Source organism: Pseudomonas sp. Z2-11, from assembly GCF_054161305.1.
Map to the genome: position 1 here is coordinate 6006419 of NZ_CP096395.1, position 25915 is coordinate 6032333.

24 protein-coding genes and 1 pseudogene are annotated in these 25915 nt (G+C 61.0%); 12 read left to right on the forward strand and 13 right to left on the reverse strand.

The features are described from left to right. Window positions 1-180: 180 nt before the first annotated feature. Window positions 181-2190, forward strand: a complete 2010-nt coding sequence (gene rep, locus M1E16_RS26890; RefSeq protein WP_305497937.1) for a DNA helicase Rep — start codon at window positions 181-183, stop codon at window positions 2188-2190. Between the two features lie 54 nt (window positions 2191-2244). Beyond that, window positions 2245-2817, forward strand: a complete 573-nt coding sequence (locus tag M1E16_RS26895; protein ID WP_003206836.1) for a xanthine phosphoribosyltransferase — start codon at window positions 2245-2247, stop codon at window positions 2815-2817. Between the two features lie 13 nt (window positions 2818-2830). On the opposite strand, the gene M1E16_RS26900 is transcribed toward M1E16_RS26895, so the two are convergent. From M1E16_RS26900 to dadA, 6 genes are all read right to left on the reverse strand, one after another. Next, on the reverse strand, window positions 2831-4765 hold the full coding sequence (locus tag M1E16_RS26900) for an acetyl-CoA hydrolase/transferase C-terminal domain-containing protein (RefSeq protein ID WP_458128791.1): 1935 nt from the start codon (window positions 4763-4765) through the stop codon (window positions 2831-2833). A 137-nt stretch (window positions 4766-4902) separates the two neighbouring features. Further along, window positions 4903-5316 (reverse strand): c-type cytochrome, encoded by a 414-nt coding sequence (locus M1E16_RS26905; RefSeq protein ID WP_434574329.1) that lies wholly within the window; start codon window positions 5314-5316, stop codon window positions 4903-4905. A gap of 183 nt (window positions 5317-5499) precedes the next feature. Beyond that, window positions 5500-6048, reverse strand: a complete 549-nt coding sequence (locus M1E16_RS26910; protein ID WP_030138196.1) for a cupin domain-containing protein — start codon at window positions 6046-6048, stop codon at window positions 5500-5502. 128 nt (window positions 6049-6176) lie between these two features. Continuing rightward, window positions 6177-7250, reverse strand: a complete 1074-nt coding sequence (alr, locus tag M1E16_RS26915; protein ID WP_458128792.1) for an alanine racemase — start codon at window positions 7248-7250, stop codon at window positions 6177-6179. Window positions 7251-7347: 97 nt separating this feature from the next. After that, window positions 7348-7701 carry a RidA family protein gene (locus M1E16_RS26920; protein WP_434602243.1) on the reverse strand — a complete coding sequence of 118 codons (354 nt, stop codon included), beginning with the start codon at window positions 7699-7701 and terminating at the stop codon, window positions 7348-7350. Next, window positions 7673-8977 (reverse strand): D-amino acid dehydrogenase, encoded by a 1305-nt coding sequence (dadA, locus tag M1E16_RS26925; RefSeq protein WP_458128793.1) that lies wholly within the window; start codon window positions 8975-8977, stop codon window positions 7673-7675. Before dadA ends, M1E16_RS26920 begins: the two co-directional genes overlap by 29 nt. 155 nt (window positions 8978-9132) lie before the next feature. Between dadA and M1E16_RS26930 the strand changes: the two genes are divergently transcribed. Next, window positions 9133-9621, forward strand: a complete 489-nt coding sequence (locus tag M1E16_RS26930) for an Lrp/AsnC ligand binding domain-containing protein (protein WP_003206849.1) — start codon at window positions 9133-9135, stop codon at window positions 9619-9621. Window positions 9622-9731: 110 nt separating this feature from the next. Here M1E16_RS26930 and M1E16_RS26935 read toward each other — a convergent pair whose 3' ends face one another. Next, window positions 9732-10085 (reverse strand): YkgJ family cysteine cluster protein, encoded by a 354-nt coding sequence (locus tag M1E16_RS26935; protein ID WP_434570927.1) that lies wholly within the window; start codon window positions 10083-10085, stop codon window positions 9732-9734. A 146-nt stretch (window positions 10086-10231) separates the two neighbouring features. Here M1E16_RS26935 and M1E16_RS26940 point away from each other — a divergent pair, with 146 nt between their 5' ends. Further along, window positions 10232-11545 carry an NAD(P)/FAD-dependent oxidoreductase gene (locus M1E16_RS26940; RefSeq protein WP_458128794.1) on the forward strand — a complete coding sequence of 438 codons (1314 nt, stop codon included), beginning with the start codon at window positions 10232-10234 and terminating at the stop codon, window positions 11543-11545. A 146-nt stretch (window positions 11546-11691) separates the two neighbouring features. Here M1E16_RS26940 and M1E16_RS26945 read toward each other — a convergent pair whose 3' ends face one another. Further along, window positions 11692-11937 (reverse strand): DUF1127 domain-containing protein, encoded by a 246-nt coding sequence (locus tag M1E16_RS26945; protein WP_305497928.1) that lies wholly within the window; start codon window positions 11935-11937, stop codon window positions 11692-11694. A 177-nt stretch (window positions 11938-12114) separates the two neighbouring features. Here M1E16_RS26945 and M1E16_RS26950 point away from each other — a divergent pair, with 177 nt between their 5' ends. Both M1E16_RS26950 and M1E16_RS26955 read left to right on the forward strand, forming a co-directional pair. Further along, window positions 12115-13548, forward strand: a complete 1434-nt coding sequence (locus M1E16_RS26950; RefSeq protein WP_458128795.1) for an aminotransferase-like domain-containing protein — start codon at window positions 12115-12117, stop codon at window positions 13546-13548. Window positions 13549-13610: 62 nt separating this feature from the next. Then, on the forward strand, window positions 13611-15176 hold the full coding sequence (locus M1E16_RS26955; RefSeq protein WP_458128796.1) for a phospholipase D family protein: 1566 nt from the start codon (window positions 13611-13613) through the stop codon (window positions 15174-15176). A gap of 136 nt (window positions 15177-15312) precedes the next feature. On the opposite strand, the gene M1E16_RS26960 is transcribed toward M1E16_RS26955, so the two are convergent. Both M1E16_RS26960 and M1E16_RS26965 read right to left on the reverse strand, forming a co-directional pair. Continuing rightward, window positions 15313-16455 carry an MFS transporter gene (locus M1E16_RS26960; protein ID WP_458128797.1) on the reverse strand — a complete coding sequence of 381 codons (1143 nt, stop codon included), beginning with the start codon at window positions 16453-16455 and terminating at the stop codon, window positions 15313-15315. Between the two features lie 182 nt (window positions 16456-16637). Next, complete coding sequence (locus M1E16_RS26965) at window positions 16638-18131, reverse strand: aldehyde dehydrogenase (RefSeq protein ID WP_434570917.1); 1494 nt, start codon at window positions 18129-18131, stop codon at window positions 16638-16640. A 231-nt stretch (window positions 18132-18362) separates the two neighbouring features. Here M1E16_RS26965 and M1E16_RS26970 point away from each other — a divergent pair, with 231 nt between their 5' ends. Together M1E16_RS26970 and M1E16_RS26975 are read left to right on the forward strand one after the other, a co-directional pair. Beyond that, window positions 18363-18725 carry a cupin domain-containing protein gene (locus M1E16_RS26970; RefSeq protein WP_434627107.1) on the forward strand — a complete coding sequence of 121 codons (363 nt, stop codon included), beginning with the start codon at window positions 18363-18365 and terminating at the stop codon, window positions 18723-18725. 105 nt (window positions 18726-18830) lie between these two features. Then, window positions 18831-19142 carry a hypothetical protein gene (locus M1E16_RS26975; protein WP_458128798.1) on the forward strand — a complete coding sequence of 104 codons (312 nt, stop codon included), beginning with the start codon at window positions 18831-18833 and terminating at the stop codon, window positions 19140-19142. Between the two features lie 101 nt (window positions 19143-19243). On the opposite strand, the gene rpmG is transcribed toward M1E16_RS26975, so the two are convergent. Next, on the reverse strand, window positions 19244-19399 hold the full coding sequence (rpmG, locus tag M1E16_RS26980; protein WP_003177274.1) for a 50S ribosomal protein L33: 156 nt from the start codon (window positions 19397-19399) through the stop codon (window positions 19244-19246). Window positions 19400-19410: 11 nt separating this feature from the next. Continuing rightward, window positions 19411-19644 (reverse strand): 50S ribosomal protein L28, encoded by a 234-nt coding sequence (rpmB, locus tag M1E16_RS26985; RefSeq protein WP_003177273.1) that lies wholly within the window; start codon window positions 19642-19644, stop codon window positions 19411-19413. A 447-nt stretch (window positions 19645-20091) separates the two neighbouring features. Between rpmB and M1E16_RS26990 the strand changes: the two genes are divergently transcribed. Next, the gene (locus tag M1E16_RS26990; RefSeq protein WP_458128799.1) at window positions 20092-21681 is read left to right on the forward strand and encodes an ABC transporter substrate-binding protein; all 1590 of its coding nucleotides are present in this window, start codon (window positions 20092-20094) and stop codon (window positions 21679-21681) included. A gap of 75 nt (window positions 21682-21756) precedes the next feature. On the opposite strand, the gene radC is transcribed toward M1E16_RS26990, so the two are convergent. Next, a complete protein-coding gene (radC, locus tag M1E16_RS26995; RefSeq protein WP_458128800.1) occupies window positions 21757-22431 on the reverse strand; it encodes a RadC family protein in 675 nt (224 codons plus the stop codon). A 144-nt stretch (window positions 22432-22575) separates the two neighbouring features. On the opposite strand from radC, the gene coaBC reads away from it, so the two are divergent. From coaBC to M1E16_RS27010, 3 genes and pseudogenes are all read left to right on the forward strand, one after another. Further along, a complete protein-coding gene (gene coaBC, locus M1E16_RS27000) occupies window positions 22576-23784 on the forward strand; it encodes a bifunctional phosphopantothenoylcysteine decarboxylase/phosphopantothenate--cysteine ligase CoaBC (protein ID WP_305497916.1) in 1209 nt (402 codons plus the stop codon). A 5-nt stretch (window positions 23785-23789) separates the two neighbouring features. Then, a complete protein-coding gene (dut, locus tag M1E16_RS27005) occupies window positions 23790-24245 on the forward strand; it encodes a dUTP diphosphatase (RefSeq protein ID WP_458128801.1) in 456 nt (151 codons plus the stop codon). A gap of 248 nt (window positions 24246-24493) precedes the next feature. Next, window positions 24494-25900, forward strand: a pseudogene (locus M1E16_RS27010) (phosphomannomutase/phosphoglucomutase); the annotation flags it as partial. Window positions 25901-25915: the final 15 nt, after the last annotated feature.

Genomic DNA, 25915 nt, shown 5'->3' on the forward strand with positions numbered 1-25915 from the left:
TTGACGGTTTTTCACCTTAAAAACGAACGTTAGACCCAAATCCCGTCCGCATCCTGAGGGAAAGTAACAAAAGCGGCAATTGAAGATGATGTGCAGCGTCACAAGTCGGACAGAGCAGCACAAATCTCAGAGCCTGTTAAAATGCCGGCCCATTTCGCAAACGACTCCCTGAAACCTGTCATGTCCCGACTCAATCCCCGGCAGCAAGAAGCCGTGAACTATGTCGGCGGCCCTCTTTTGGTGCTCGCCGGTGCAGGCTCCGGCAAGACCAGCGTGATCACCCGCAAGATCGCGCACCTGATCCAGAATTGCGGCATCCGCGCCCAGTACATCGTCGCGATGACTTTCACCAACAAGGCCGCGCGGGAAATGAAGGAACGGGTCGGCGGTCTGTTGCGCGCCGGCGAAGGCCGTGGCCTGACGGTCTGTACGTTCCACAACCTGGGCCTGAACATCATTCGCAAGGAACACGCGCGACTGGGCTACAAGCCGGGCTTCTCGATTTTCGACGAGACCGACGTCAAGGCCTTGATGACCGACATCATGCAGAAGGAATACTCGGGCGACGACGGCGTCGACGAGATCAAGAACATGATCGGCGCCTGGAAAAACGACCTGATCCTGCCGCCCGAAGCCCTGGAGAACGCCCGCAACCCCAAGGAACAGACCGCCGCCATCGTCTACGCCCACTACCAGCGCACCCTCAAGGCCTTCAACGCGGTGGACTTCGACGACCTGATCCTGCTGCCGGTCAAGCTGTTCCAGGACCACGCCGACATCCTTGAAAAATGGCAGAACAAAGTCCGTTACCTGTTGGTGGACGAATACCAGGACACCAACGCCAGCCAGTATCTGCTGGTGAAACTGCTGATCGGCAAACGCAACCAGTTCACCGTGGTCGGCGACGATGACCAGTCGATCTACGCCTGGCGCGGCGCGCGGCCGGAAAACCTGATGTTGCTCAAGGAAGACTACCCATCGCTCAAGGTGGTGATGCTGGAGCAGAACTATCGCTCCACCAGCCGCATCCTGCGCTGCGCCAACGTGCTGATCTCCAACAACCCCCACGAATTCGAAAAGCAGCTGTGGAGCGAAATGGGTCACGGCGACGAGATCCGTGTGATCCGTTGCCGCAACGAAGACGCCGAAGCCGAGCGCGTGGCCATGGAAATTCTCAGCCTGCACCTGCGCACCGACCGGCCCTACAGCGATTTTGCGATCCTCTATCGCGGCAACTACCAGGCCAAGCTGATCGAGCTGAAGTTGCAGCATCACCAGATCCCCTATCGTCTGTCGGGGGGCAACAGCTTCTTCGGACGCCAGGAAGTGAAGGACCTGATGGCCTACTTCCGCCTGATCGTGAACCCGGACGACGATAACGCCTTCTTGCGGGTGATCAACGTGCCACGCCGGGAAATCGGTTCGACCACCCTGGAAAAACTCGGCAACTACGCCACCGAGCGCAAGATCTCGATGTACGCCGCCACCGATGAAATCGGCTTGGGCGAGCACCTGGACAGCCGCTTCACCGATCGCCTGGCGCGCTTCAAACGCTTCATGGACAAGGTCCGCGAGCAGTGTGCCGGCGAAGACCCGATCGCGGCGCTACGCAGCATGGTCATGGACATCGACTATGAAAACTGGCTGCGCACCAACAGTTCCAGCGACAAGGCCGCCGACTACCGCATGGGCAATGTCTGGTTCCTGATCGAAGCGCTGAAAAACACCTTGGAAAAGGACGAAGACGGCGACATGACCGTCGAGGACGCCATCGGCAAGCTCGTTTTGCGGGATATGCTCGAGCGGCAGCAGGAAGAGGAAGAAGGCGCCGAAGGCGTGCAGATGATGACGCTGCACGCCTCCAAGGGCCTGGAATTTCCCTACGTGTTCATCATGGGCATGGAAGAGGAAATCCTCCCGCACCGCTCCAGCATCGAAGCCGACACCATTGAAGAAGAACGGCGCCTGGCCTACGTCGGGATTACCCGGGCGCGCCAGACGCTGGCCTTCACCTTCGCCGCCAAGCGCAAGCAGTACGGCGAAGTGATCGACTGCGCCCCGAGCCGTTTTCTCGATGAACTGCCGCCGGACGACTTGGCCTGGGAGGGCAATGACGACACGCCGACGGAAGTCAAAGCCGTTCGCGGCAACAGCGCCCTGGCGGATATACGCGCGATGTTGAAGCGCTAGAATCGATTATTTTTCACTGACTTCAGGCGCCGACGCGTCATCAGAGGAGGCTTCATGGAAGCCCTGCACCAGAAAATTCGTGAACAAGGCATCGTGCTTTCCGATCAGGTCCTGAAGGTTGATGCGTTCCTCAACCACCAGATCGACCCGCAGTTAATGAAGCTGATCGGCGACGAATTCGCCGCGCTGTTCAAGGATTCGGGCATCACCAAGATCGTCACCATCGAGGCCTCGGGCATCGCCCCGGCGATCATGACCGGGCTGAACCTTGGCGTGCCGGTGATCTTCGCGCGCAAACAGCAGTCGCTGACCCTGACGGAGAACCTGTTGTCCGCCACCGTGTATTCGTTCACCAAGAAGACCGAAAGCACCGTCGCCATCAGCCCGCGCCACCTGACCAGCAGCGACCGAGTGCTGATCATCGATGACTTCCTGGCCAACGGCAAAGCCTCCCAGGCGCTGATTTCCATCATCAAGCAGGCCGGCGCTACCGTGGCCGGGCTGGGCATCGTGATCGAGAAATCCTTCCAGGGTGGCCGCGCTGAGCTGGATGCCCAGGGCTACCGCGTCGAGTCGTTGGCGCGGGTGAAATCGCTGGCGGGCGGGGTTGTGACCTTCATCGACTGATCTCCCACAGGGGTCAGGTTGCTGTTTGTTGCACGGTCGCCTTCAGCCCGGCCAGCAACAACCGCTGGGCCAACTCTTCCTTCAGCCCCTCCGGGCTCGTCAGCTGCATCCGTTCCAGATGCCCGGCAAACTCCCAGGGCTCCGGTGCATCCAGCGCGGCCTTGCCCAACTCCAGGATCTCGGTGAGCTTGAACTTGCTCTTGAGCCAGTTCAGCGCTCGCAGCAGATCCCGCTCCAGCCCATCGAAATCGCAGCCCAACGGATACTCCGGGAACAGATTGGGATGCCGCGCCTGGATCGCCTGCAAACGCTCCGACGTGTTGTCGGCGAAACGTGGGTCGAGACGGAAATCCTTCGGCAATTTGCCGGCGCTCTGGGCCTGCTCGATCAGCCCCGGCTGGAAGCGTGAATCGCTGATGTTGAGCAATGCCTCGATCACCGCCGCGTCGGTCTTGCCGCGCAGGTCGGCAATGCCGTACTCGGTCACGACGATGTCCCGCAGGTGCCGGGGAATCGTGCAATGACCGTATTCCCAGACGATATTGGAGCTGACCACGCCGCCTGACTCGCGCCAACTGCGCAGCAGCAGGATCGAGCGCGCCCCTTCCAGCGCATGCCCCTGGGCAACAAAGTTGTATTGCCCACCCACACCGCTGAGCACCCGCCCGTCTTCCAACTGGTCAGCCACCCCGGCGCCGAGCAACGTCATGGTGAACACCGTGTTGATGAACCGCGCATCAAGCCGCTGCAGGCGCTTGAGTTGTTCCTGGCCGTACAGCTCGTTGATGTAGCTGATGCGCGTCATGTTGAATTCGAAGCGCCGGATCTGCGGCAATTCGCGCAGGCGCTCGTAGAAGCTGCCCGGGCCGAGGAAGAACCCGCCATGAATGCAAATGCCGTCGGGTTGCGCCGCCTCGTCGAGTGTCCCGGCGTTCGCCTGCTCCTGGGTCGGCTCATCGGGATAGACCTTGCGCCGGATAATCCCGGCCTCCGCAAGCACCAGCAAACCGTTGACGAACATTTCGCTGCAACCGTACAGCCCTTTGGCAAACGGCTCGGTCCCGCCTTCACGCTCGACCAACTGCGCCCACTGGCTGAGATTCAGGTCCGCCAGCAACGCTTGGTAACCGGCGTTATCGGCCTGGCGCGCCAACAGCGCCGCCGTCAACGCATCGCCCATGGAGCCGATGCCGATCTGCAATGTACCGCCGTCACGCACCAGGGTACTGGCATGCAGGCCGATCAAGTGGTCCTGGAACCCCACCGGCATGTTCGGCGTGGAGAACAGCGTGTGGCTGTCCTTCTCGTCGATCAGCAGGTCGAAAGCGTCAATGCCGATTTCCGCATCACCGGGCATGTAGGGCAATTCGCTGTGGACCTGCCCGACCATGAGGATGGTCTCCCCCGCCTCGCGTCGCCTGGCAATCATCGGCAACAGGTCCAGGGTGATGTCCGGGTTGCAACTCAGGCTCAGGCGATCCGGATATTCCGGGTCGCTCGCCACCAATTGCGCGATCAGGTTCAGGCCGGCCGCGTTGATGTCCCGCGCCGCGTGGCTGTAGTTGCTGCTGACGTAGTCCTGCTGCGCCGCTGCACTGTGCAGCAGGCTGCCGGGCTGCATGAAGAACTGCTGCACGCGGATGTTTGCCGGCAGGCTGTCGCGCTGCAGATCGGCAAGGTAATCGAGTTCGGGATAGTCGCCGAAGACCCGTTCGACGAAGGGCTCGAGGAAACGCTTCTGCAAACCGTCGCCCAGGCTCGGTCGACCCAGGCTCAACGCCGTGTAGATAGTCAGCTGCCGCTCGGGCAGTTGGGCGATGCGCCGGTACAGCGCGTTGGCGAACAGGTTGGGCTTGCCCAGCCCCAATGGCATGCCCAAGTGGATATGCGCGGGCAAGCGCTCGAGCACGTCATCCACTGCCTGTTCGATTGAACACAACTGCACCATCCGACCCTCCGGGACATTCCTTGAATGTGGGTTGGACCGAGCTTGCCGGGTCTTGGTTGCGATGAACAGCCCTGGAAAAAACTCCAGGCGCAAAAAAGCCGCTCGAAAGCGGCTTTTTCGTGAAAGATGCTGGCGAATTACAGGCCGGACATCTCTTTGATAGCGCCCTTGAGCTCATCATCGGAGCAGTCGGCGCAAGTGCCTTTGGGCGGCATGGCGTTTACGCCAGTAATAGCCTTGGCCAGGATGCCGTCGAGGCCGCCCTGGTGATCGGCACGCTCTTTCCAGGCCGCCTTGTCACCGATTTTCGGAGCGCCCAGCAAGCCGGTGCCGTGGCAGGCGTTGCAATGCTTGGCAATGACGTCTTTGGGTGCCTTGGCACCGCCTGCGCCGCCGGCTGCAGTGGCCACTTCCATGCCTTTGCATTCCTTGCCCTGAACACAAACCTGGCCAACGGGTTCAAGGCGCTTGGCGATTTCGTCGTTCGGCGCCGCTTGGGCGCTCGCAGCCCATAGGGCCAATACGGTTGCTGGTGCAGCCAGCATTTTCATAATTAGGTTCACGCGTACACCCTCAATGGTGGCTAGTCACGCCTGCGGCCACGGTTTGCAGGCGGGCGCAAGTATAGCGGTAAGCCTGTCACTCTGAAACAACCCCAAAGTCACAAGGGTCTTGTTTGTCATGACAGCCCAACATGCGGGCGCCTGTGGCGTGCGGGCCTGGCGCCTCTTGGTCTAGAAATTCGCCGGAGTGGCTGCGCTGATCAGTCGCGCCGGCACGTCGAACGGATTGCGGAAACGATGTGGCTTGGTACTTTCAAAATAGTAGCTGTCGCCGGCCTCGAGCACGAAGGTTTCTGCGCCCACCACCAGTTCCAGTCGCCCTTCCACCAGGATCCCGGTTTCCTCGCCCTCGTGGGTGAGCATTTCGTCACCGGTGTCGGCGCCAGGCGGATAGATTTCGTTCAGGAAGGCGATCGCCCGACTCGGATGCGCCCGGCCCACCAGTTTCATGGTCACGGCGCCGTCGGAGATGTCGATCAGTTCGTTGGCTTTATAGACGATCTGGGTCGGCTTCTCCTGGAGGATCTCTTCGGAGAAAAACTCGACCATGGACATGGGAATCCCGCCAAGGACCTTGCGCAGCGAGCTGATCGAGGGGCTCACGCTGTTTTTCTCGATCATCGAAATAGTGCTGTTGGTGACGCCCGCGCGCTTGGCGAGTTCACGCTGGGAAAGGCCTTTGAGTTTACGAATGGATTGCAGTCGTTCACCGACGTCCAATGCTGGAGCCTCCAGGGAATCAGGTTGTGTGGAAAGTGAGCGTTATCATGGCGACAGCGTTCAGTATTTACAACACTTTGACCCGAATCCTGTGCGGTGAAGCGACTTCCGGTAGGCGGCGCCTGGTCTCAGGTCCCGGAATAGAGCCGTGGGACACGTCGCAGGTTGCAAAAGATCTGGTAAGGAATCATGTCGGCGGCCTGCGCCACATCGCTGGCGAGAATGTTCTTGCCCCAGAGTTCGACGGTCGAGCCGAGCCCGGCCTGGGGAATATGGCTCAGGTCGACACACAGCATGTCCATCGAGACCCGCCCGACCAGCTGGCTGCGCTGACCATCCACCAGCACTGGCGTACCGTTGGGCGCCTGGCGCGGGTAACCGTCGGCATACCCCATGGCAACCACGCCGACCCGGGTCGGCTGGGCGGTAACGAAACGAGCGCCGTAGCCCACCGGTTCGCCGGCGGGAAGCTCGCGCACGCTGACGATCTTCGACTCCAACGTCATCACCGGTTGCAGGCGCGAAGCCACGGCATTGGCCTCGTCGAACGGTGTCGCGCCGTACAACATGATGCCCGGCCGCACCCAATCGCTCGGTATCTGCGGCCAACCCAGCACCGCCGGCGAGTTGCGCAAACTGACCTCGGCCATCAGGCCTTGGCGGGCCTGATCGAACACCGCCAATTGTTGCAGACTGCTCGGGTCGTGCAATTCGTCGGCGCGGGCGAAGTGGCTCATCAAGACGATTTTTGCCACCTTGCCACTGGCCAGCAGGCGACGGTAAGCCGACTGGTAGTCGGCCGGATGCAAACCGACCCGATGCATGCCCGAGTCGAGCTTGAGCCAGACCGTGATCGGCTTGCCCAGCGTCGCGCGCTCTATCGCTTCTAGCTGCCACAACGCATGCACGACACACCAGAAGTCGTGCTCGACGATCAATGCCAGCTCATCGGCCTCGAAGAACCCTTCCAGCAACAGGATCGGCACACGTATACCACCGGCCCGCAGTTCCAGGGCTTCTTCAATGCAGGCCACGGCGAACCCATCCGCCGTCTCCTGCAAAGCCTCGGCGCAGCGCACCGCGCCATGCCCGTAGGCGTCGGCCTTGATTACTGCAAGGGCCTTGGCCCCAGTAACTTCACGGGCCAGTTGGTAGTTGTGACGCAGGGCTTGGAGATCGATCAGGGCACGGGCAGGACGCATGGCGGCAGGCTTCTAGGCGGTCATGGGTAAGAAAACCGGCGCAGGCTGATGGCATCAGCCATCAACGGCGCCGGGAGAGGGAGCTTTTCGACAGTTGTCAGGGCAGCGCGGCCACCACGGACAGCTCGACCAGGATCTGCGGTTCGCACAACTTGGCCTCGACAGTCGCGCGGGCCGGGGCGACGCCCTTGGGCAGCCATTTGTCCCACACCGCATTCATGCCTTGAAAATGGGCGTCGATGTCCTTCAGGTAGATCGTCACCGACAGCAGGCGGCTCTTGTCGGTCCCGGCCAGGTCCAGCAGACGCTCGATATTGGCCAAGGTCTCGCGGGTCTGCTGCTCGATGCCGGCGCTCATGTCGTCGCCGACCTGCCCGGCCAGATAAACGGTGCCGTTGTGCACAACGACCTGACTCATGCGGTCATTGGTGAGCTGGCGCTGGATTGCCATGTTTAGCGGACTCCTGAGGTTTGCTGCCATAACGGGAAATATCGAGGCCTTCGGCGCTGATCTGCGGCTTTTTCTTCGCCATCAGGTCCGCCAGAAGGCGACCGGAACCACAGGCCATGGTCCACCCGAGGGTGCCGTGGCCGGTATTGAGGAACAGATTCTTGAACGGCGTGGCGCCAACGATCGGCGTGCCGTCCGGGGTGGTCGGGCGCAGGCCGGTCCAGAAACTGGCCTGGGCCAGGTCGCCGCCCTGAGGATAAAGGTCGTTGACGATCATCTCCAGGGTTTCACGCCGACGCGGGTTGAGCGAGAGGTCAAAACCGGCGATTTCCGCCATGCCGCCGACGCGAATCCGGTTGTCGAACCGGGTGATCGCAACCTTGTAGGTTTCGTCGAGAATGGTCGAGGTCGGTGCCATTGCCGCATTGGTGATCGGCACGGTCAAGGAATAGCCCTTGAGTGGATACACCGGCGCGCGGATACCCAGCGGCTTGAGCAATTGCGGCGAATAGCTGCCCAGGGCCAGGACATAACGGTCGGCGGTTTCCAGCTTGCCGTCGATCCAGACACCATTGATGCGATCCCCGGCAAAATCCAGGCGCTCGATGCTCTGGTCGAAGCGAAATTGCACGCCGAGCTTCACGGCCATTTCCGCGAGGCGCGTGGTAAACATCTGGCAATCGCCGGTCTGGTCATTAGGCAGGCGCAAGGCACCGGCCAGAATGTCGGTGACATTGGCCAGGGCCGGTTCGACCCGGGCGATGCCTTCGCGATCGAGCACTTCAAACGGCACGCCCGACTCCTTGAGCACGGCGATGTCCTTGGCCGCACCATCGAGCTGGGCCTGGGTGCGGAACAATTGGGTAGTCCCCAGGCTGCGACCTTCGTAGGCGATGCCGGTTTCGGCGCGCAATTCGTCGAGGCAGTCACGGCTGTACTCGGACAGGCGGACCATGCGCTCCTTGTTGATCGCATAGCGGCTGGCGGTGCAGTTGCGCAGCATCTGCGCCATCCACAGGTACTGGTCGATGTCGGCGGTGGCCTTGATTGCCAGCGGCGCGTGACGCTGCAGCAGCCACTTGATGGCCTTGAGTGGCACACCCGGCGCAGCCCACGGCGAGGCGTAGCCCGGCGATACCTGGCCAGCGTTGGCGAAGCTGGTTTCCATGGCTGGCGCCGGCTGACGGTCGACCACCACCACTTCAAACCCGGCACGTGCCAGATAGTAAGCACTGACGGTACCGATGACGCCGCTACCCAAGACCAGAACGCGCATGTTGAAACCCTCATCGCGGTTAACCGCTGACGTTTGTTATACAAAGCTTAGATGCGCGCAGTGTAAAAAAGATCAGCCAGTGCTTTTCACTATATAAATGCCTATATTTGGCGAGAATTCTCGGCAAAAACCCTTTTCACGGAGGCGCATCACCTGTGCGTACCAATACCCAGACCAAACGCGAGCTGGACAAGATCGACCGCAACATCCTGCGCATCCTCCAGGCCGACGGGCGAATTTCTTTCACCGAGCTGGGGGAAAAGGTCGGGCTTTCCACCACGCCTTGCACCGAGCGGGTGCGACGGCTGGAGCGCGAGGGGATCATCATGGGCTACAACGCCCGGCTCAATCCGCAGCACTTGAAGGGCAGCCTGCTGGTGTTCGTCGAAATCAGCCTCGACTATAAATCCGGCGACACGTTCGAAGAGTTCCGACGTGCCGTGCTGAAGTTGCCTCACGTACTGGAATGCCACCTGGTGTCGGGGGATTTCGACTATCTGGTGAAGGCGCGAATTTCCGAGATGGCCTCGTACCGCAAGCTGCTGGGCGACATCCTGCTCAAGCTGCCCCACGTTCGTGAGTCCAAGAGCTACATCGTGATGGAGGAAGTGAAGGAGAGCCTGAACCTGCCGATTCCGGATTGATGGCTGGCTTCAGGCCGCCTTCGCGAGCAGGCTCGCTCCCACGCAGGTAGGTGGCGAGCTTGTGGGAGCGAGCCTGCTCGCGAAAGCCGCGACCCGGTTTCCCTCGGCGGCTAGACCAACACCTGCCGAGTGCTGGCCATGTATGCATGAATCTGCTTCTCGACCCGCGGATGAATCAGCTCAACCGGCCGCCGCCCATTAGGGCATGGCAAGGTCGCGGTGGTGCCGAATAACCGGCAGATCAGCGGCCTTTCATCGTAGACCGTGCAACCGTTCGGCCCCAGGTGCACGCAATCGAGCGCCTCCAGGGCCGCGTCCTGTTCGGCGCGGCTCTTGCGTGGCAAACGCGCCATTTCTTCGGGCGAGGTGGTCACCGGACCACAGCAGTCATGACAGCCCGGTACGCACTCGAACGTAGGAATCTGCTGACGTAGCGTGCGGATTTTTTGACTGTTGCAGCTCATCGAGGCCATTACCGAATCGGGACAGCTGAGGATTCTGCCTTAAAAGCCCCATGCCAGACAGCGTCCGCCGACCAGTGTTGCCGACTGAGGAAAGCCCGGCTTATGCTCCGTAAAATTTCTCAAACACAACAATCAGGATTACGCACATGAACGCCCGTGTTCAGCAACCTGTCCCGAGCCACGCGCACGCCGCCTCCTACTACGCCGCCAGCAGCCTGCCGCAGCCGGACCATCCGGTGCTGCAAGGCGAGTTGGTGGCGGACGTCTGCGTGGTGGGCGGCGGGTTCTCCGGGCTGAACACAGCCATCGAGCTGGCCGAGCGCGGCCTGAGTGTGGTGCTGCTTGAGGCCCATAAGATCGGTTGGGGCGCCAGCGGGCGGAACGGCGGCCAACTGATTCGCGGCGTGGGCCATGGTCTCGATCAGTTTGCGCCAATCGTGGGCACCGACGGCGTGCGTCAGATGAAATTGATGGGGCTCGAAGCGGTGGAAATCGTCCGCCAGCGGGTCGAACGTTTTCAGATTTCTTGCGACCTCACCTGGGGCTACTGCGACCTCGCCAACAAACCCGCCGATCTCCAGGGTTTCGCCGAGGATGCCGAAGAACTCCGCAGCCTGGGCTATCGCTACGAGACGCGACTGCTGCAAGCCGATGAAATGCACAGCGTGGTGGGCTCGGATCGCTATGCCGGTGGCCTGATCGACATGGGCTCGGGCCACCTGCATCCGCTCAACCTGGCGTTGGGAGAGGCGGCCGCAGCGCAGCAACTGGGGGTCCGGCTGTTCGAACGATCGGCGGTGATACGCATCGACTACGGGCCACAGGTAAAAGTACACACCCAACAAGGCTCGGTCCGCGCCACGACACTGGTGCTGGGCTGCAATGCCTACCTCAACGGCCTGAACCAGGAGCTGAGCGGCAAAGTGCTGCCCGCTGGCAGCTATATCATTGCCACCGAACCGCTGAGCGAAGCGCAGGCAAACGCGCTGTTGCCACAGAACATGGCGGTCTGTGACCAGCGGGTGGCGCTGGATTACTACCGGCTTTCGGCGGATCGACGTTTGTTGTTTGGCGGGGCTTGTCACTATTCGGGCCGAGACCCGCAAGACATCGGTGCGTACATGCGGCCGAAAATGCTCAAGGTCTTCCCGCAACTGGCAGACGTGAAGATCGATTATCAATGGGGCGGGATGATCGGCATCGGCGCCAACCGCCTGCCGCAGCTCGGCCGGCTCAAGGATCAGCCCAACGTGTATTACGCCCAGGCCTATTCCGGTCATGGGGTGAATGCCACGCACCTGGCCGGCAAGTTGTTGGCCGAGGCTATCAGCGGCCAGCACGGCGGTGGGTTCGACCTGTTTGCCAAGGTACCGCACATGACATTCCCGGGCGGCAAGCATTTGCGCTCGCCGCTGTTGGCGCTGGGTATGCTGTGGCACCGGTTGAAGGAGCTGGTTTAGTGAAGAGCTGCCTTGATTGAAGAGCCTGTTTAACCGTGGCGAGGGAGCTTGCTCCCGCTGGGTTGCGTAGCAGCCCTGAGATCCTGCGGTCGCTGCGCAACCGAGCGGGAGCAAGCTCCCTCGCCACAGGTTTGTGTGATAACGCTTCAAAGCCGCCAGAACGGCTTCAACCCTTCCGCCCGGGCCTGCTCCCGGCTCAGGCCGATATCGCGCAACTGTTCGGTTGTCAGCTCCAACAAGGCCTTGCGTGTATGCAGACGATGCCAGAACAGGCCCCAGCGGCTCAAGCCGGACGGGGCATTGCGCAGCATGGCATCACGCAGCCCCTTTTCCTGCCCCGCCGCCAGTTCCTGACTGTGTAACGTCAGCCGTACATCGCTCAAGCCGTTCATTTTGATCGCTCCTGTTTACTTGGGTAGCCAGAGCTTTCATGATGCGCGGGCGGCCAGATTCAATACAGATTCAACCAATACCTTTTATAGCCATACAGATTGAGCGTTTCGGGCACTGAATTATAATTTTGCGGCTCATCTGTATCGGTTGGCGTTTTCATCTCATCGGGATGCACCATGACTCTTTACGTGTACCTCGCCGAATTGCTCGGCACCCGCATCGAACAGGGCTTCTACCGCCCCGGCGACCGGCTGCCGTCGGTGCGTGCCTTGAGCACCGAACACGGGGTCAGCCTGAGTACCGTGCAGCAGGCCTATCGCGTCCTGGAAGACAGCGGACTGGCGATGCCGAAACCCAAGTCCGGTTATTTCGTCCCGGTCAGCCGCGAGCTGCCGGACCTGCCAGCGGTTGGCCGCCCGGCCCAGCGCCCGGTGGACATCTCCCAATGGGACCAGGTGCTGGAGCTGATACGCGCGGTGCCGCGCAAGGATGTCGTACAGTTGGGCCGCGGCATGCCGGATATCCATTCACCGACCATGAAACCGTTGTTGCGCAGCCTGGCGCAGATCAGCCGGCGCCAAGACATGCCCGGCCTGTACTACGACAATATCTACGGCAACCTCGAACTGCGTGAGCAGATTGCCCGGCTGTCCCTGGACTCGGGCTGCCAACTCGGCGCCAGCGACCTGATCGTCACCACCGGTTGCCACGAGGCGTTGTCGGTCAGCATCCGCGCCACCTGCGAGCAGGGCGACATCGTTGCGGTGGACTCCCCCAGCTTCCACGGTGCCATGCAGACGCTGAAGGGCCTGGGCATGAAGGCTTTGGAAATACCCACCGATCCACTCACCGGCATCAGCCTGGAAGCGCTGGAACTGGCACTGGAGCAATGGCCGATCAAGGCCATACAGTTGACTCCCAGCTGCAACAACCCGCTGGGCTACATCATGCCGGAAGCCAACAAGCGCGCTTTGCTGACCCTGGCGCAGCGCTTCGATGTGGCGATTATCGAAGACGATGTGTATGGGGAACTGGCCTACACCTATCCGCGTCCCCGCACCATCAAGTCCTTCGACGACGATGGTCGCGTCCTGCTCTGCAGTTCTTTTTCCAAGACCCTTGCCCCTGGCCTTCGGGTCGGCTGGGTAGCGCCGGGGCGCTATCTGGAACGGGTGCTGCACATGAAATACATCAGCACCGGCTCGACCGCGCCGCAACCCCAGATAGCCATCGCGGAGTTTCTCAAAGGCGGGCATTTCGAACCACATTTGCGGCGGATGCGCAGCCAATACCAGCGCAATCGTGACGTGATGATTGATTGGGTCAGCCGTTATTTCCCGGTAGGTACCCGCGCCAGCCGTCCCCGCGGCAGCTTCATGCTGTGGGTCGAATTGCCCGAGGGCTTTGACACATTGAAGCTCAACCGGATGCTGCACGACCAAGGCGTGCAGATCGCCGTCGGCAGTATCTTTTCGGCCTCGGGCAAATATCGCAATTGCCTGCGCATGAACTACGCTGCCAAGCCAACGGCACAGATTGAGGATGCAGTGCGCAAGGTTGGTGCCGTGGCTATAGCGTTGTTGAACGAAACCCAGCGAGACACCGTCTGACCGTGTAGGCAGGGAAGCAGCACCCAACAGCCGACCCACGCTAACAATCGGAACGAGCCTACGTGAGATCCAGACCGATCCTGCACGCGCTAATGCTAGTCGCCTCGCTGTTGAGCGGCTGCGCCAGTCTTGATGTCACCCGCGAACCCTCCCAGGCGTTGCCGGCCTCCGACTCAGCGTTCGGCCGCTCGGTGGCGCAACAGGCCGCCCCGCACGAGGGCCGCTCAGGCTTTCGCCTGCTGTCCGACAGTACCGAAGCCTTCACCGCCCGGGCCGAGCTGATTCGCAACGCTCAAAGCAGCCTGGATTTGCAGTACTACATCGTTCATGACGGCATCAGCACGCGCATGCTGGTCGACGAACTGCTGAAGGCAGCGGACCGTGGGGTGCGCGTGCGGATCCTGCTTGACGACACCACCAGCGACGGCCAGGAGCAAGTCATCGCGACCCTGGCCGCGCACCCGAACATCCAGATTCGCCTGTTCAACCCGTTGCATCTTGGCCGCGCCACCGGCGTGACCCGCAGCCTGGGGCGCTTGTTCAATCTGTCGCTGCAACATCGTCGGATGCACAACAAGCTCTGGCTGGCGGACAACAGCATGGCCATCGTCGGCGGCCGCAATCTCGGCGACGAATATTTCGATGCCGAACCCAACCTTAACTTCACCGACATCGACCTGCTCAGCGTCGGCCCGGTGGCCGAGCAATTGGGACACAGCTTCGACCAATACTGGAACAGCGCGCTGAGCAAACCGATCGAACAATTCCTTTCCCATCGACCGACCCCCAAGGACCTGGAGAACAGCCGCTTGCGCCTGCAAGCTTCGCTTGAGCAGACGCACAAGGAAAACCAGACGCTCTACCAGCAACTGACCGCCTACAAGACCCAGCCGCGCCTGGACATCTGGCGCGGACAGTTGATCTGGGCCTGGAACCAGGCGCTGTGGGATGCGCCTAGCAAGGTACTGGCCAAGGATGAGCCAGACCCTCGATTGCTGCTGACGACACAACTGGGGCCGGAGCTGACCGGCGTCAGCAAGGAACTGATCATGATCTCCGCCTACTTCGTGCCCGGACAGCCAGGGCTGGTGTACCTGACCAGCCGTGCCGATGCCGGTGTCTCCGTGAGCCTCTTGACCAATTCGCTGGAAGCCACCGATGTGCCGGCGGTGCACGGCGGCTACGCGCCGTATCGCAAGGCCTTGCTGCAGCATGGCGTACGGCTGTTCGAGTTGCGCCGCCAACCCGGCGACAGCGGCGGCAGCCCGCATCTGTTCTACAGCAAGTCTTATGGCGAATCGGACTCCAGCCTGCACAGCAAGGCGATCATCTTCGATCAACAGAAGTCGTTCATTGGCTCGTTCAATTTCGATCCTCGCTCAGTGCTTTGGAACACCGAGGTCGGCGTACTGGTGGACAGCCCGGAACTCGCCGGCCAGGTTCGGGAGCTGGCTTTGCAGGGCATGGCCCCGACCCTGAGTTATCAGGCCCGCCTGGAAGATGAAAGACTGGTCTGGACCACCGAAGACAATGGCAAGCTGCACGACCTGGATCGCGAACCGGGCAGCTGGTGGCGCCGCTTCAATGCCTGGTTCGCCACGACGATCGGGTTGGAGCGGATGCTTTAGAATCTGGACACTCTGGAGCCGCTTTTGTGGCGAGGGAGCTTGCTCCCGCTCGGTTGCGCAGCGACCGCTGGAATGCCGGGCCTGCTTCGCAGTCCAGCGGGAGCAAGCTCCCTCGCCACCGGGTATCTGGTTGTGTTCAAGCGGTTTGTGTCGCGCCGAACGCCCCTTGGCGCAACAACAGAATGACCAGGCCGAACGCCCCCGCCGCCATGAACAACGGCAGCGCATGGCCGCTGACCCACTGGCTGCCCGCCCCCGCCACCAGCGGCCCGACCAGGCAACCGATCCCCCACAGCTGCGCAACATGGGCGTTGGCCCGTACCAGCGCATCATCGCGGTAGCGCTCGCCGATCAGGATCAGCGACAAGGTAAACAGCCCACCCGCGCTGGCGCCAAACAGCACCCACAGCGGCCAGATCAACAAGGTATCGATCAGCAGCGGCACCGCGAGGCTGGACAACATCAATGCCACCGCGCAGCCGGTGAACAGCGACCGGCGCGACAGGCGATCGGCCAGGGCGCCAATGGGTAGCTGCAACAGGGCGTCGCCGACCACCACCGTGCTGACCATCGCCAGCGCAATATCGGCACTGAAGCCCTGGCGCAGGCAATAGACCGGGAGCAGCGTCAGGATCATCGCCTCGAATGCGGCGAACAACGACACCGCCCAACCGATTGCCGGCAGGCCCCGGCAAAATTCCCACAAATCGCCGAAGGTAACGCTGCCCGCCTCACTGGCAGGCGCACCGCTGCGGCCAAGCAACAACAACGGGGCGATCAATAGCAGCCCGACACCCACCCAGAACCCGTAGTCATGATCGGTCCCCAGCGCACCGAGCAGCAGCGGGCCGGACAATTGGCTCAAGGCATAGCTGGCCCCGTACAGCGCCACCAACCGCCCGCGCCATTGCTCGATGACCAGCTGGTTGATCCAGCTCTCGCCGAGAATGAACACCAATGTCAGGACGACTCCGATCAACAGCCGCAAGAGCAGCCAGACCGGATAGCTGGGCAACAGCGCCAACAACCCGATGGACACAGCCCCGCCCCACAGGCACAGGCGCACCAGCGCCGCCGTACCGAAATGCGCCGCCAGCCGGCTCGAAACCTTGGCCCCGACCAGTACGCCAACGGCTGGCATCGCCGCCATGACGCCAATGGCGAACGAGCCATAACCCCAGCCCTCCAGGCGCAGCGACACCAGGGGCATGCTTACGCCGAGGGCAAGGCCGACGCTCAGGACAGAGGCCAACACGGCGAAATAGGTCGCCCAACGCATTTCCACGCTCCTGTGGCTAACTATCGACTCCAGGCATCACCACAAAACAATGTGGGAGCGAGCCTGCTCGCGATGACGGCGCAACATTCAACAAAAATCGTCGACTGTCATACCGCTTTCGCGAGCAGGCTCGCTCCCACAGGGGATGTGTGTCGACCGCCAGCTCCGCTCGTACAGAAGGATCAGAGCTTGATCCAGGTCGCCTTCAGTTCGGTGTACTTGTCGAACGCATGCAGCGACTTGTCACGGCCGTTGCCCGACTGCTTGAAGCCACCGAACGGTGCGGTCATGTCGCCACCGTCATATTGGTTGACCCATACGCTGCCGGCGCGCAAGGCCTTGGCGGTCAGGTGAGCCTTGGAGATGTCCTTGGTCCACACTGCCGCAGCCAAGCCGTACGGGGTGTCGTTGGCAATCTGGACAGCCTCTTCGGCACTGTCGAAGGCGATGACCGACAACACCGGCCCGAAGATTTCTTCCTGGGCGATTTTCATCGCGTTGCTCACGCCATCAAAAATCGTCGGCTCGACGTAGGTGCCGCCGGTTTCCTGGAGAATCCGCTTGCCACCCGCGACCAGCTTGGCGCCGTCGCTGTGACCGGCTTCGATGTAGGACAGCACGGTATTCATCTGCTGGGTATCGACCAGGGCACCGACATTGGTCGCTGGATCCAGTGGATTGCCAGGTTTCCAGCCCTTGAGAGCCTCGATCACCAGCGGCAGGAACGTGTCCTTGATCGAACGCTCCACCAGCAGGCGCGAGCCCGCCGTGCAGACTTCGCCCTGGTTGAAGGCGATGGCACTGGCGGCAGCTTCGGCGGCGGCCTGCAGGTCCGGAGCATCGGCAAATACGATGTTCGGGCTCTTGCCACCCGCCTCCAGCCAGACGCGCTTCATGTTCGACTCGCCGGAATAGATCATCAGTTGCTTGGCGATCTTGGTGGAACCGGTGAACACCAGCGTATCGACATCCATGTGCAAGGCCAGGGCCTTGCCGACCGTGTGGCCATAGCCTGGCAGCACGTTCAACACGCCTTTGGGGATGCCGGCCTCGATGGCCAGCGCGGCGATACGAATGGCGGTCAGCGGGGATTTTTCCGAAGGCTTGAGCACTACCGAGTTGCCGGTGGACAACGCCGGGCCGAGCTTCCAGCAGGCCATCATCAACGGGAAGTTCCACGGAACGATGGCACCGACCACGCCGACCGGTTCCCGGGTGACCAGGCCCAGCTGGTCATGCGGGGTGGCGGCCACTTCATCGTAGAGCTTGTCGATGGCTTCACCGCTCCAGCTCAGCGCCTGCGCCGCGCCTGGAACGTCAATATTCAGGGAGTCGCTGATCGGCTTGCCCATGTCCAGGGTTTCCAGCAAGGCCAGCTCTTCGGCGTGCTGCTTGAGCAGACCGGCAAAACGAATCATGGTGGCTTTGCGCTTGCTCGGCGCCAGGCGCGACCAGGCGCCAGAATTGAAAGTCGCGCGGGCGTTTTCGACGGCGCGCTGGGCGTCGGCCACGTCGCAACTGGCGATCTTGCCCAACAGGCGGCCGTCGACCGGGCTGAGGCAATCGAAGGTCTCGCCGGACACTGCATCGGTGTATTCGCCATTGATGAAGGCGCGGCCTTCGATCTTCAGGTCGCGGGCGCGCTGTTCCCAGTCGGCACGAGTCAGGGTGGTCATGCGAGTGTCCTCCTCTTGTTTGGGTACGAACGCCACGCTATGCGTAGCGTTCAAGAATTCTGCCCTGCCGATGTGTATTCGGCACAAGGCACCCGCCACCCTAAACCAGCGACCGGGGATGTTTCAATATATTTGACAGAAAACCAGCAAACGGCCTTGCGATGTTCGTTTTAATAAACATAGACTTTTGCTCTCCCAGCCATCCGCGCCGCAAGCACCGAGGGTAACCGCATGAGCATCCAGGACATCGTCGATTTCAGCCAGGCCAATACCACCGCCGACCGCTATCGACCGGACCCGGTCAAGGTACTTAAAGGTGATCCCGAGCAAGCGGTGTTCAATCATTACAGCAGTCCTTGCGGACAGATGAATGCAGGGGTGTGGGAAGGCGCGGTGGGCCAGTGGACGGTCAACTATACGGAGCACGAATACTGCGAAATCGTCCAAGGTGTTTCGGTGCTGCGGGACAATGAAGGCAATGCCAAGACACTTCGAGCGGGCGATCGTTTTGTAATTCCGGCCGGATTCCAAGGAACTTGGGAAGTGCTGGAAGCGTGCCGCAAGATTTATGTAGTGTTTGAGAAACAGGAATGAATCAAACGCTTACACAGTACGATATACATGGCCGCCACCCTCCTGTAATTATATCCGGGCGCCTCAATGAGGAGGCGCTGATTATAAATTATGCCAGGAGGCAACATGGCCAAAAAAAAAGCTACTACACCGCGGATCGCAGCACTGGCTGCCCTGCTGACACTAAACATTGGAGCGTTTGAAGCAATTGCCAACGAGATCCACCCTTCAGGCGTATGCACGGCTAATTTTGCTTTCAACTCCCTGCTGCCGATGAAGGTAGACGCGCAATTTCTGCACGACATGCAAGCCTATTCGGGAGCAAAGATCGTACGCCATATACGCTCAGGCGAAGCCTACACCATGGACTATCGAGATGATCGGCTCTACGTCTTCAGCGACAAGGAAAACTTTTATACCGGTCACAAGTGTGGCTGATTAATTATCAGGCAACGTTGTAAACGGTCAGGATTTCAGCCCTGAAAGAAAAAGGCCCGTATCTCGCGATACGGGCCTTTTTCGTTAGAAGAGAAAATCAATTACTTGATTTTGCCTTCCTTGTAGATCACGTGCTTGCGAACAACCGGATCATATTTCTTGATCTCGATTTTGTCCGGGGTAGTACGCTTGTTCTTGTCGGTAGTGTAGAAGTGACCAGTACCGGCGCTCGAGATCAAACGAATCAATTCACGCATGATTAGCTCCCTTAAACCTTGCCATCGCGACGAAGTTCGGCCAGCACGACACTGATGCCACGCTTGTCGATGATGCGCATGCCTTTGGCAGATACGCGCAGACGCACAAAACGTTTCTCTTCTTCAACCCAGAAGCGGTGATGCTGCAGGTTCGGCAGGAAACGACGACGGGTTTTGTTGTTTGCGTGGGAAATGTTATTCCCAGTCACCGGACCCTTACCGGTAACTTGACAGACTCTCGACATGCCTCAGCCCTCTAAAACCACATGCCCAACCCGGCATGGGTTGGCCGCTTAATCTCTCAGTCATTTGGCGCCAGGCGCCGCGTTTCTTTAAGGGTCTTACCGGCTACACCTACAGTGAAGGAACCGGGCCCCTAGAAAAGAGCGCTGCTTTATACCAGAAAGACCCAGGCACAACAACAGCCGGTGTGATTTGTCTTTACTGGAAACCCTCGATCAACAGCCTCAGGCGGCTGCGACAAGGGCCCGCGATGCCCTGACCGCTCGTCGCGGCGCGCAGGTTTTTTTCATTCATTGGCGAGCTCGCGCTCTGAGCACGTCCCGCGAAGCGCTGCAAAGAGTGCCGGAAAATGCAAAAAGGGGATAGTCATTTGCAGGCGAGCCCACTAGGGTAGACCTTTTCCAGACTGCACTCGCAGATGGGCCTCCGACCTGCACAGGAAATCAATCATGCGCCTCGCTGCCCTACCGCTGTTGCTCGCCCCTCTGCTACTCACTCCGCTGGCCCAGGCCGCCGCCCTGAGCGTGTGTACCGAGGCCAGCCCGGAAGGATTCGATGTCGTCCAGTACAACTCCCTGACCACTACCAACGCTTCGGCCGACGTGCTGATGAACCGCCTGGTCGATTTCGACACCGCCAGCGGCAAGGTGGTGGCCAGCTTGGCCGAGAGCTGGGAAGTTTCGCCCGATGGCCTGAGTTATGTCTTCAAGTTGCGCCCCAAGGTCAGGTTTCACCACACCGACTACTTCACACCGCGTCGCGACCTGACGGCCGAAGACGTCAAGTTCAGCTTCGAGCGCATGCTGGACCCGGCCAATCCTTGGCACAAGGTTGCGCAGAGCGGCTTCCCCCACGCCCAATCCATGCAACTGCCGGCGCTGATTACAAAAATCGATGCCCTGGACCCGTTGACGGTGCGCTTCACCCTCGACCATGCCGACTCGACCTTCCTGGCAACGTTGAGCATGGGTTTCGCGTCGATCTATTCGGCTGAATATGCCGACCAGTTGATGAAGGCCGGCAAGCCGGAACAACTCAACAGCCAGCCCATCGGCACCGGCCCGTTCATTTTCAACCGATTCCAGAAAGATGCCTCGATTCGCTACAAGGCCAACGGGGACTATTTCGGCGGCAAGCCCCAGGTGGACCCGCTGATCTTTGCCATCACGCCAGACGCCAACGTGCGCCTGCAGAAGTTGCGCCGAAATGAATGCCAGATCGCCCTGTCGCCCAAGCCGCTGGACGTGCAGGCCGCCCGGCAGGAGCCGACATTGAAGGTGGCGCAGACTGACGCGTTCATGACCGCTTTCCTGGCGATCAACAGTCAGCATCCGCCGCTGGACAAGCCTGAAGTCCGTCAGGCCATCAACCTGGCTTTTGACAAGGCCAGCTACCTCAAGACCGTTTTTGAAGGCACGGCCGAAGCGGCCAACGGCCCTTATCCGCCCAACACCTGGAGCTACGCGAAAAACCTGCCCGGTTATGCCCATGACCCGGCCAAGGCTCGGGAATTGCTGGCCAAGGCCGGTTTGAAGGAAGGCTTCAAGACTACTATCTGGACTCGCCCCTCCGGCAGCCTGCTCAATCCCAATCCGAGCCTCGGCGCGCAGTTGCTGCAATCGGACCTGGCGGAAATCGGCATCCAGGCGGAAATCCGCGTGATCGAATGGGGCGAGCTGATCCGCCGCGCCAAGGCCGGCGAGCACGACCTGCTGTTCATGGGCTGGGCCGGCGACAACGGTGACCCGGACAACTTCCTCACGCCGCAGTTTTCCTGCGCGGCGGTCAAGTCCGGGACCAATTTCGCTCGTTACTGCAACCCGGACCTGGACAAACTGATCAGCGCCGGCAAGACCACTAGCGAACAGGGCGTGCGCACCAAGCTCTACGAACAGGCCCAGGCGCAGATCCAGCAGCAGGCCCTCTGGCTGCCCCTGGCGCACCCGACGGCATTCGCGCTGACCCGCAAGGATGTGCAGGGTTATACGGTCAGCCCGTTTGGGCGGCAGGATTATTCGAAGATCAGCTTCAAGCCATAAGCGGCAAGCGGCAAGTCAAAAGCAGATCGCACACAGCTTTTACTTGCCGCTTGAAGCTTCAAGCTTGAAGCTTCTTCACATCCACCCCCGCTCCGCCATCGACAACGGCTCCCCATCGCCGACGATAAAATGGTCGAGCACCCGCACGTCGATCAGCTCCAGAGCGTCCTGGAGCCGCTCGGTGAGCATTCGGTCGGCCTGGCTGGGCTCGGTGCTGCCGGAGGGGTGGTTGTGGCACAGGATCACGGCAGCGGCGTTGTGGGCCAGGGCGCGCTTGACCACTTGCCGGGGGTGAACACTGGTGCAGGCGATGGAGCCACGAAAAAGCGCTTCGAACGCCAGCACCTGATGTCGTGAGTTGAGAAACAGGCAGCCAAAAACCTCGTGAGGTTCGTGGCGCAGCATTGACTTGAGATAGTCACGAACGGCCTGCGGGTCTTCCAGCATTGAATTCTGCCGAGTCCGCGCCGCCAAGTGTCGCCGGCCCATTTCGAGCACCGCGCGCAATTGAGCGAATTTCGCCGGACCCAGTCCCATATGACTGCTGAACGTAAGCTGATCAGCCTCAAGCAGCGCCCGCAGGCAGCCAAATTGGGACAACAGATGTCGAGCCAGATCCACCGCACTTTTACCCGACACACCCGTGCGTAAAAATATCGCCAGCAGCTCGGCGTCTGAAAGACTCTCCGCCCCCGACACCAACAATCTCTCCCGTGGCCGCTCGGCCACCGGCCAGTCCCGAATACTCATGGCATCTCCCTGATAATGGGCGCCGCTGTTCCGTAGCGGACGCTGTGATATCTTAGCCCATCTTTTTTGCAGGCGATTTGCACCCAGGCAGGCTGCTGCCGAGGGTTCGCCCTGCACTGACCATTAAAATCGAAAGGCAGGCCTATGCAGCGGCTGTATCGGAAACGCATCGTTCTGGGCGTCGGCGGCGGCATTGCTGCCTACAAGAGCGCCGAGCTGGTTCGCAGGCTTATCGACCAGGGCGCCGAAGTACGGGTCGTCATGACCCGCGGCGGCAGTGAGTTCATCACCCCGCTGACCATGCAGGCCTTGTCCGGGCACCCGGTCCACCTGGATCTGCTCGACCCGGCGGCCGAGGCCGCCATGGGTCATATCGAGCTGGCCAAATGGGCTGACCTGGTGCTGATCGCCCCGGCCACGGCCGACCTGATCGCCCGCCTGGCCCAGGGCATCGCCAACGACCTGCTGACCACCCTCGTACTCGCTACCGACGCCGTAGTCGCCGTGGCGCCGGCCATGAACCAGGCCATGTGGCGCGACCCCGCCACCCAGGCCAACCTGCAACTGCTCGAAAGCCGCGATCTGAAAGTCTTCGGCCCGGCCTCCGGCAGCCAGGCCTGCGGCGATGTCGGCATGGGCCGCATGCTCGAAGCCAACGACCTGGTTCAGTGCGCCGCCGACTGCTTCCAGCGCCAGGCGCTGACCGGCAAGCATGTGCTGATTACCGCCGGCCCGACCCAGGAAAACATCGACCCGGTGCGTTACATCACCAACCACAGCTCGGGAAAAATGGGCTTCGCCCTGGCCGAAGCCGCCGTCGAAGCGGGCGCGCGGGTGACGCTGATCACCGGGCCGGTGCACCTGCCGACCCCGGATCGAGTGACCCGCATCGACGTCGTCAGCGCCCGGGACATGCTTGCGGCCTGTGAGGCCTCGATCCCGTGCGACCTGTTCATCGCCTCGGCGGCGGTGGCGGACTACCGCCCCGAAGTCGTTGCCCCGCAAAAATTGAAGAAAGACCCTACGAGCGGCGACGGCCTGCTCCTGCAAATGGTGCGTAACCCGGACATCCTGGCCACCATCGCCACCCGCCCCGACCGTCCCTTCAGCGTCGGTTTTGCCGCCGAAACCGAACACCTCCTCGATTACGCCGCGCGCAAGCTCAAGGACAAGAATCTGGACCTGATCGTCGCCAACGACGTCGCCAACCCGAGCATCGGCTTCAACAGCGAAGAGAACGCCTGCAGCGTGATCGACCGCCAGTTGCACGCCACGCTTTTCGCCCAGACCAGCAAGGGCAAGATTGCCCGCCAACTGATCACTTTCATCGCCGAACGGCTGAACCAGGTTTAATTTCAATGCACGCTCTACAAGCCAAGATCCTCGACCCTCGCATCGGCAGTGAATTCCCGCTGCCGCAGTACGCCACGCCGGGCTCAGCCGGCCTCGATCTGCGGGCGATGCTCAAGCAGGACACGATCCTGGAACCGGGCCAGGCCCTGCTGATTCCCACCGGCCTGTCGGTCTACATCGGCGATCCGGGCCTGGCCGCGCTGATTCTGCCGCGCTCGGGCCTGGGCCATAAGCACGGCATCGTGCTGGGCAACCTGGTGGGCCTGATCGACTCCGATTACCAGGGCGAACTGATGGTGTCCTGCTGGAATCGCGGCCAGACCGCTTTCAACATCGCCGTGGGCGAACGCATTGCCCAACTGGTGCTGGTGCCGGTGGTCCAGGCCCATTTCGAATTGGTCGAGGAATTCGACGAGAGCCAGCGCGGCGCCGGCGGTTTCGGTCACTCCGGTAGCCACTGATCCGGCTGCTCGGGCCGGGCAGCAGGCCCGGCCGCTTTATTAAGCTTCTGTTTCAGGACGAAAAATGCGTAACGGCTCGAGGCGACGTTTCCCATCCGGAATCAACGTTTTAGACCGTTCGCGCTGGGGTAACGCTGTCTCATGGCACTTTCCCACCGCGAACTCTCTGTCGAAAACGCCGTCATACCCTTCAGCTTGAGCCTGCCGACGCCCGTCGTCGGCCTGTCCAGTCACTTTCCTGATAGAGCACCCCGCCCATGAACACCCCAGCCGCAATCGCCCCGATCTTCCCTGACAGCATCTTCCGCGCCTACGACATCCGTGGCGTCGTGCCGGAAACCCTGACGGCTGAAACCGCCTACTGGATCGGCCGCGCCATCGGCTCCCAGAGCCTGGCCCAGGGCGAACCGAACGTGAATGTTGGCCGCGACGGTCGCTTGTCCGGCCCGGAGCTGGTCGAGCAGTTGATCAAAGGCGTTGCCGACAGCGGTTGCCACGTCAGCGACGTCGGCCTGGTGCCGACCCCGGCGCTTTATTACGCCGCCAATGTCCTGGCCGGCAAATCCGGCGTGATGCTCACCGGCAGCCACAACCCGTCGAACTACAACGGCTTCAAGATCGTCATCGCCGGCGACACCCTCGCCAACGAGCAGATCCAGGCCCTGCACACCCGCCTCAAGACCAATGACCTGAGCAGCGGCCAGGGCAGCGTGACCAAGGTCGACATCCTCCCGCGCTACAACGACGAAATCGTCAAGGACGTGAAACTGGCCCGTCGCCTGAAAGTAGTGGTCGATTGCGGCAACGGCGCGGCCGGCGTCATCGCCCCGCAACTGATCGAAGCGCTGAACTGCGAAGTCATCCCGTTGTTCTGCGACGTCGATGGCAACTTCCCCAACCATCATCCGGATCCGGGCAAACTGGAAAACCTTGAGGACCTGATCGCCAAGGTCAAGGAAACCAACGCCGACCTGGGCCTGGCCTTCGACGGCGACGGTGACCGCGTGGGTGTGGTGACCAATACTGGCAGCGTGGTGTTTCCGGACCGCCTGCTGATGCTATTCGCCAAGGACGTGGTGGCACGCAACCCCGACGCCGAGATCATCTTCGACGTGAAGTGCACCCGTCGCCTGGTGCCGCTGATCAAGGAATATGGCGGTCGCCCACTCATGTGGAAAACCGGCCACTCGCTGATCAAGAAAAAAATGAAACAGAGCGGCGCCCTGCTGGCCGGCGAAATGAGCGGCCATATCTTCTTTAAGGAGCGCTGGTTCGGTTTTGATGACGGCATCTACAGCGCGGCACGCCTGCTGGAAATCCTCAGCAAGGAGAAATCCACCGCCGAAGAGCTGTTCGCGACCTTCCCGAACGATATTTCTACGCCGGAAATCAATATCCATGTGACCGAAGAGAGCAAATTCAGCATCATTGATGCACTGCACGACGCCCAGTGGGGCGAAGGCGCCGAACTGACCACCATCGATGGTGTGCGGGTCGACTACCCACAAGGCTGGGGCCTGGTTCGCGCCTCCAACACCACACCGGTGCTGGTGCTGCGTTTCGAGGCCGACAACGAGGCTGAACTGCAACGCATCAAGGATGTGTTCCACGCCCAACTCAAACGTGTTGCACCTGATCTCCAACTACCGTTCTGATTTGAATCACCACCG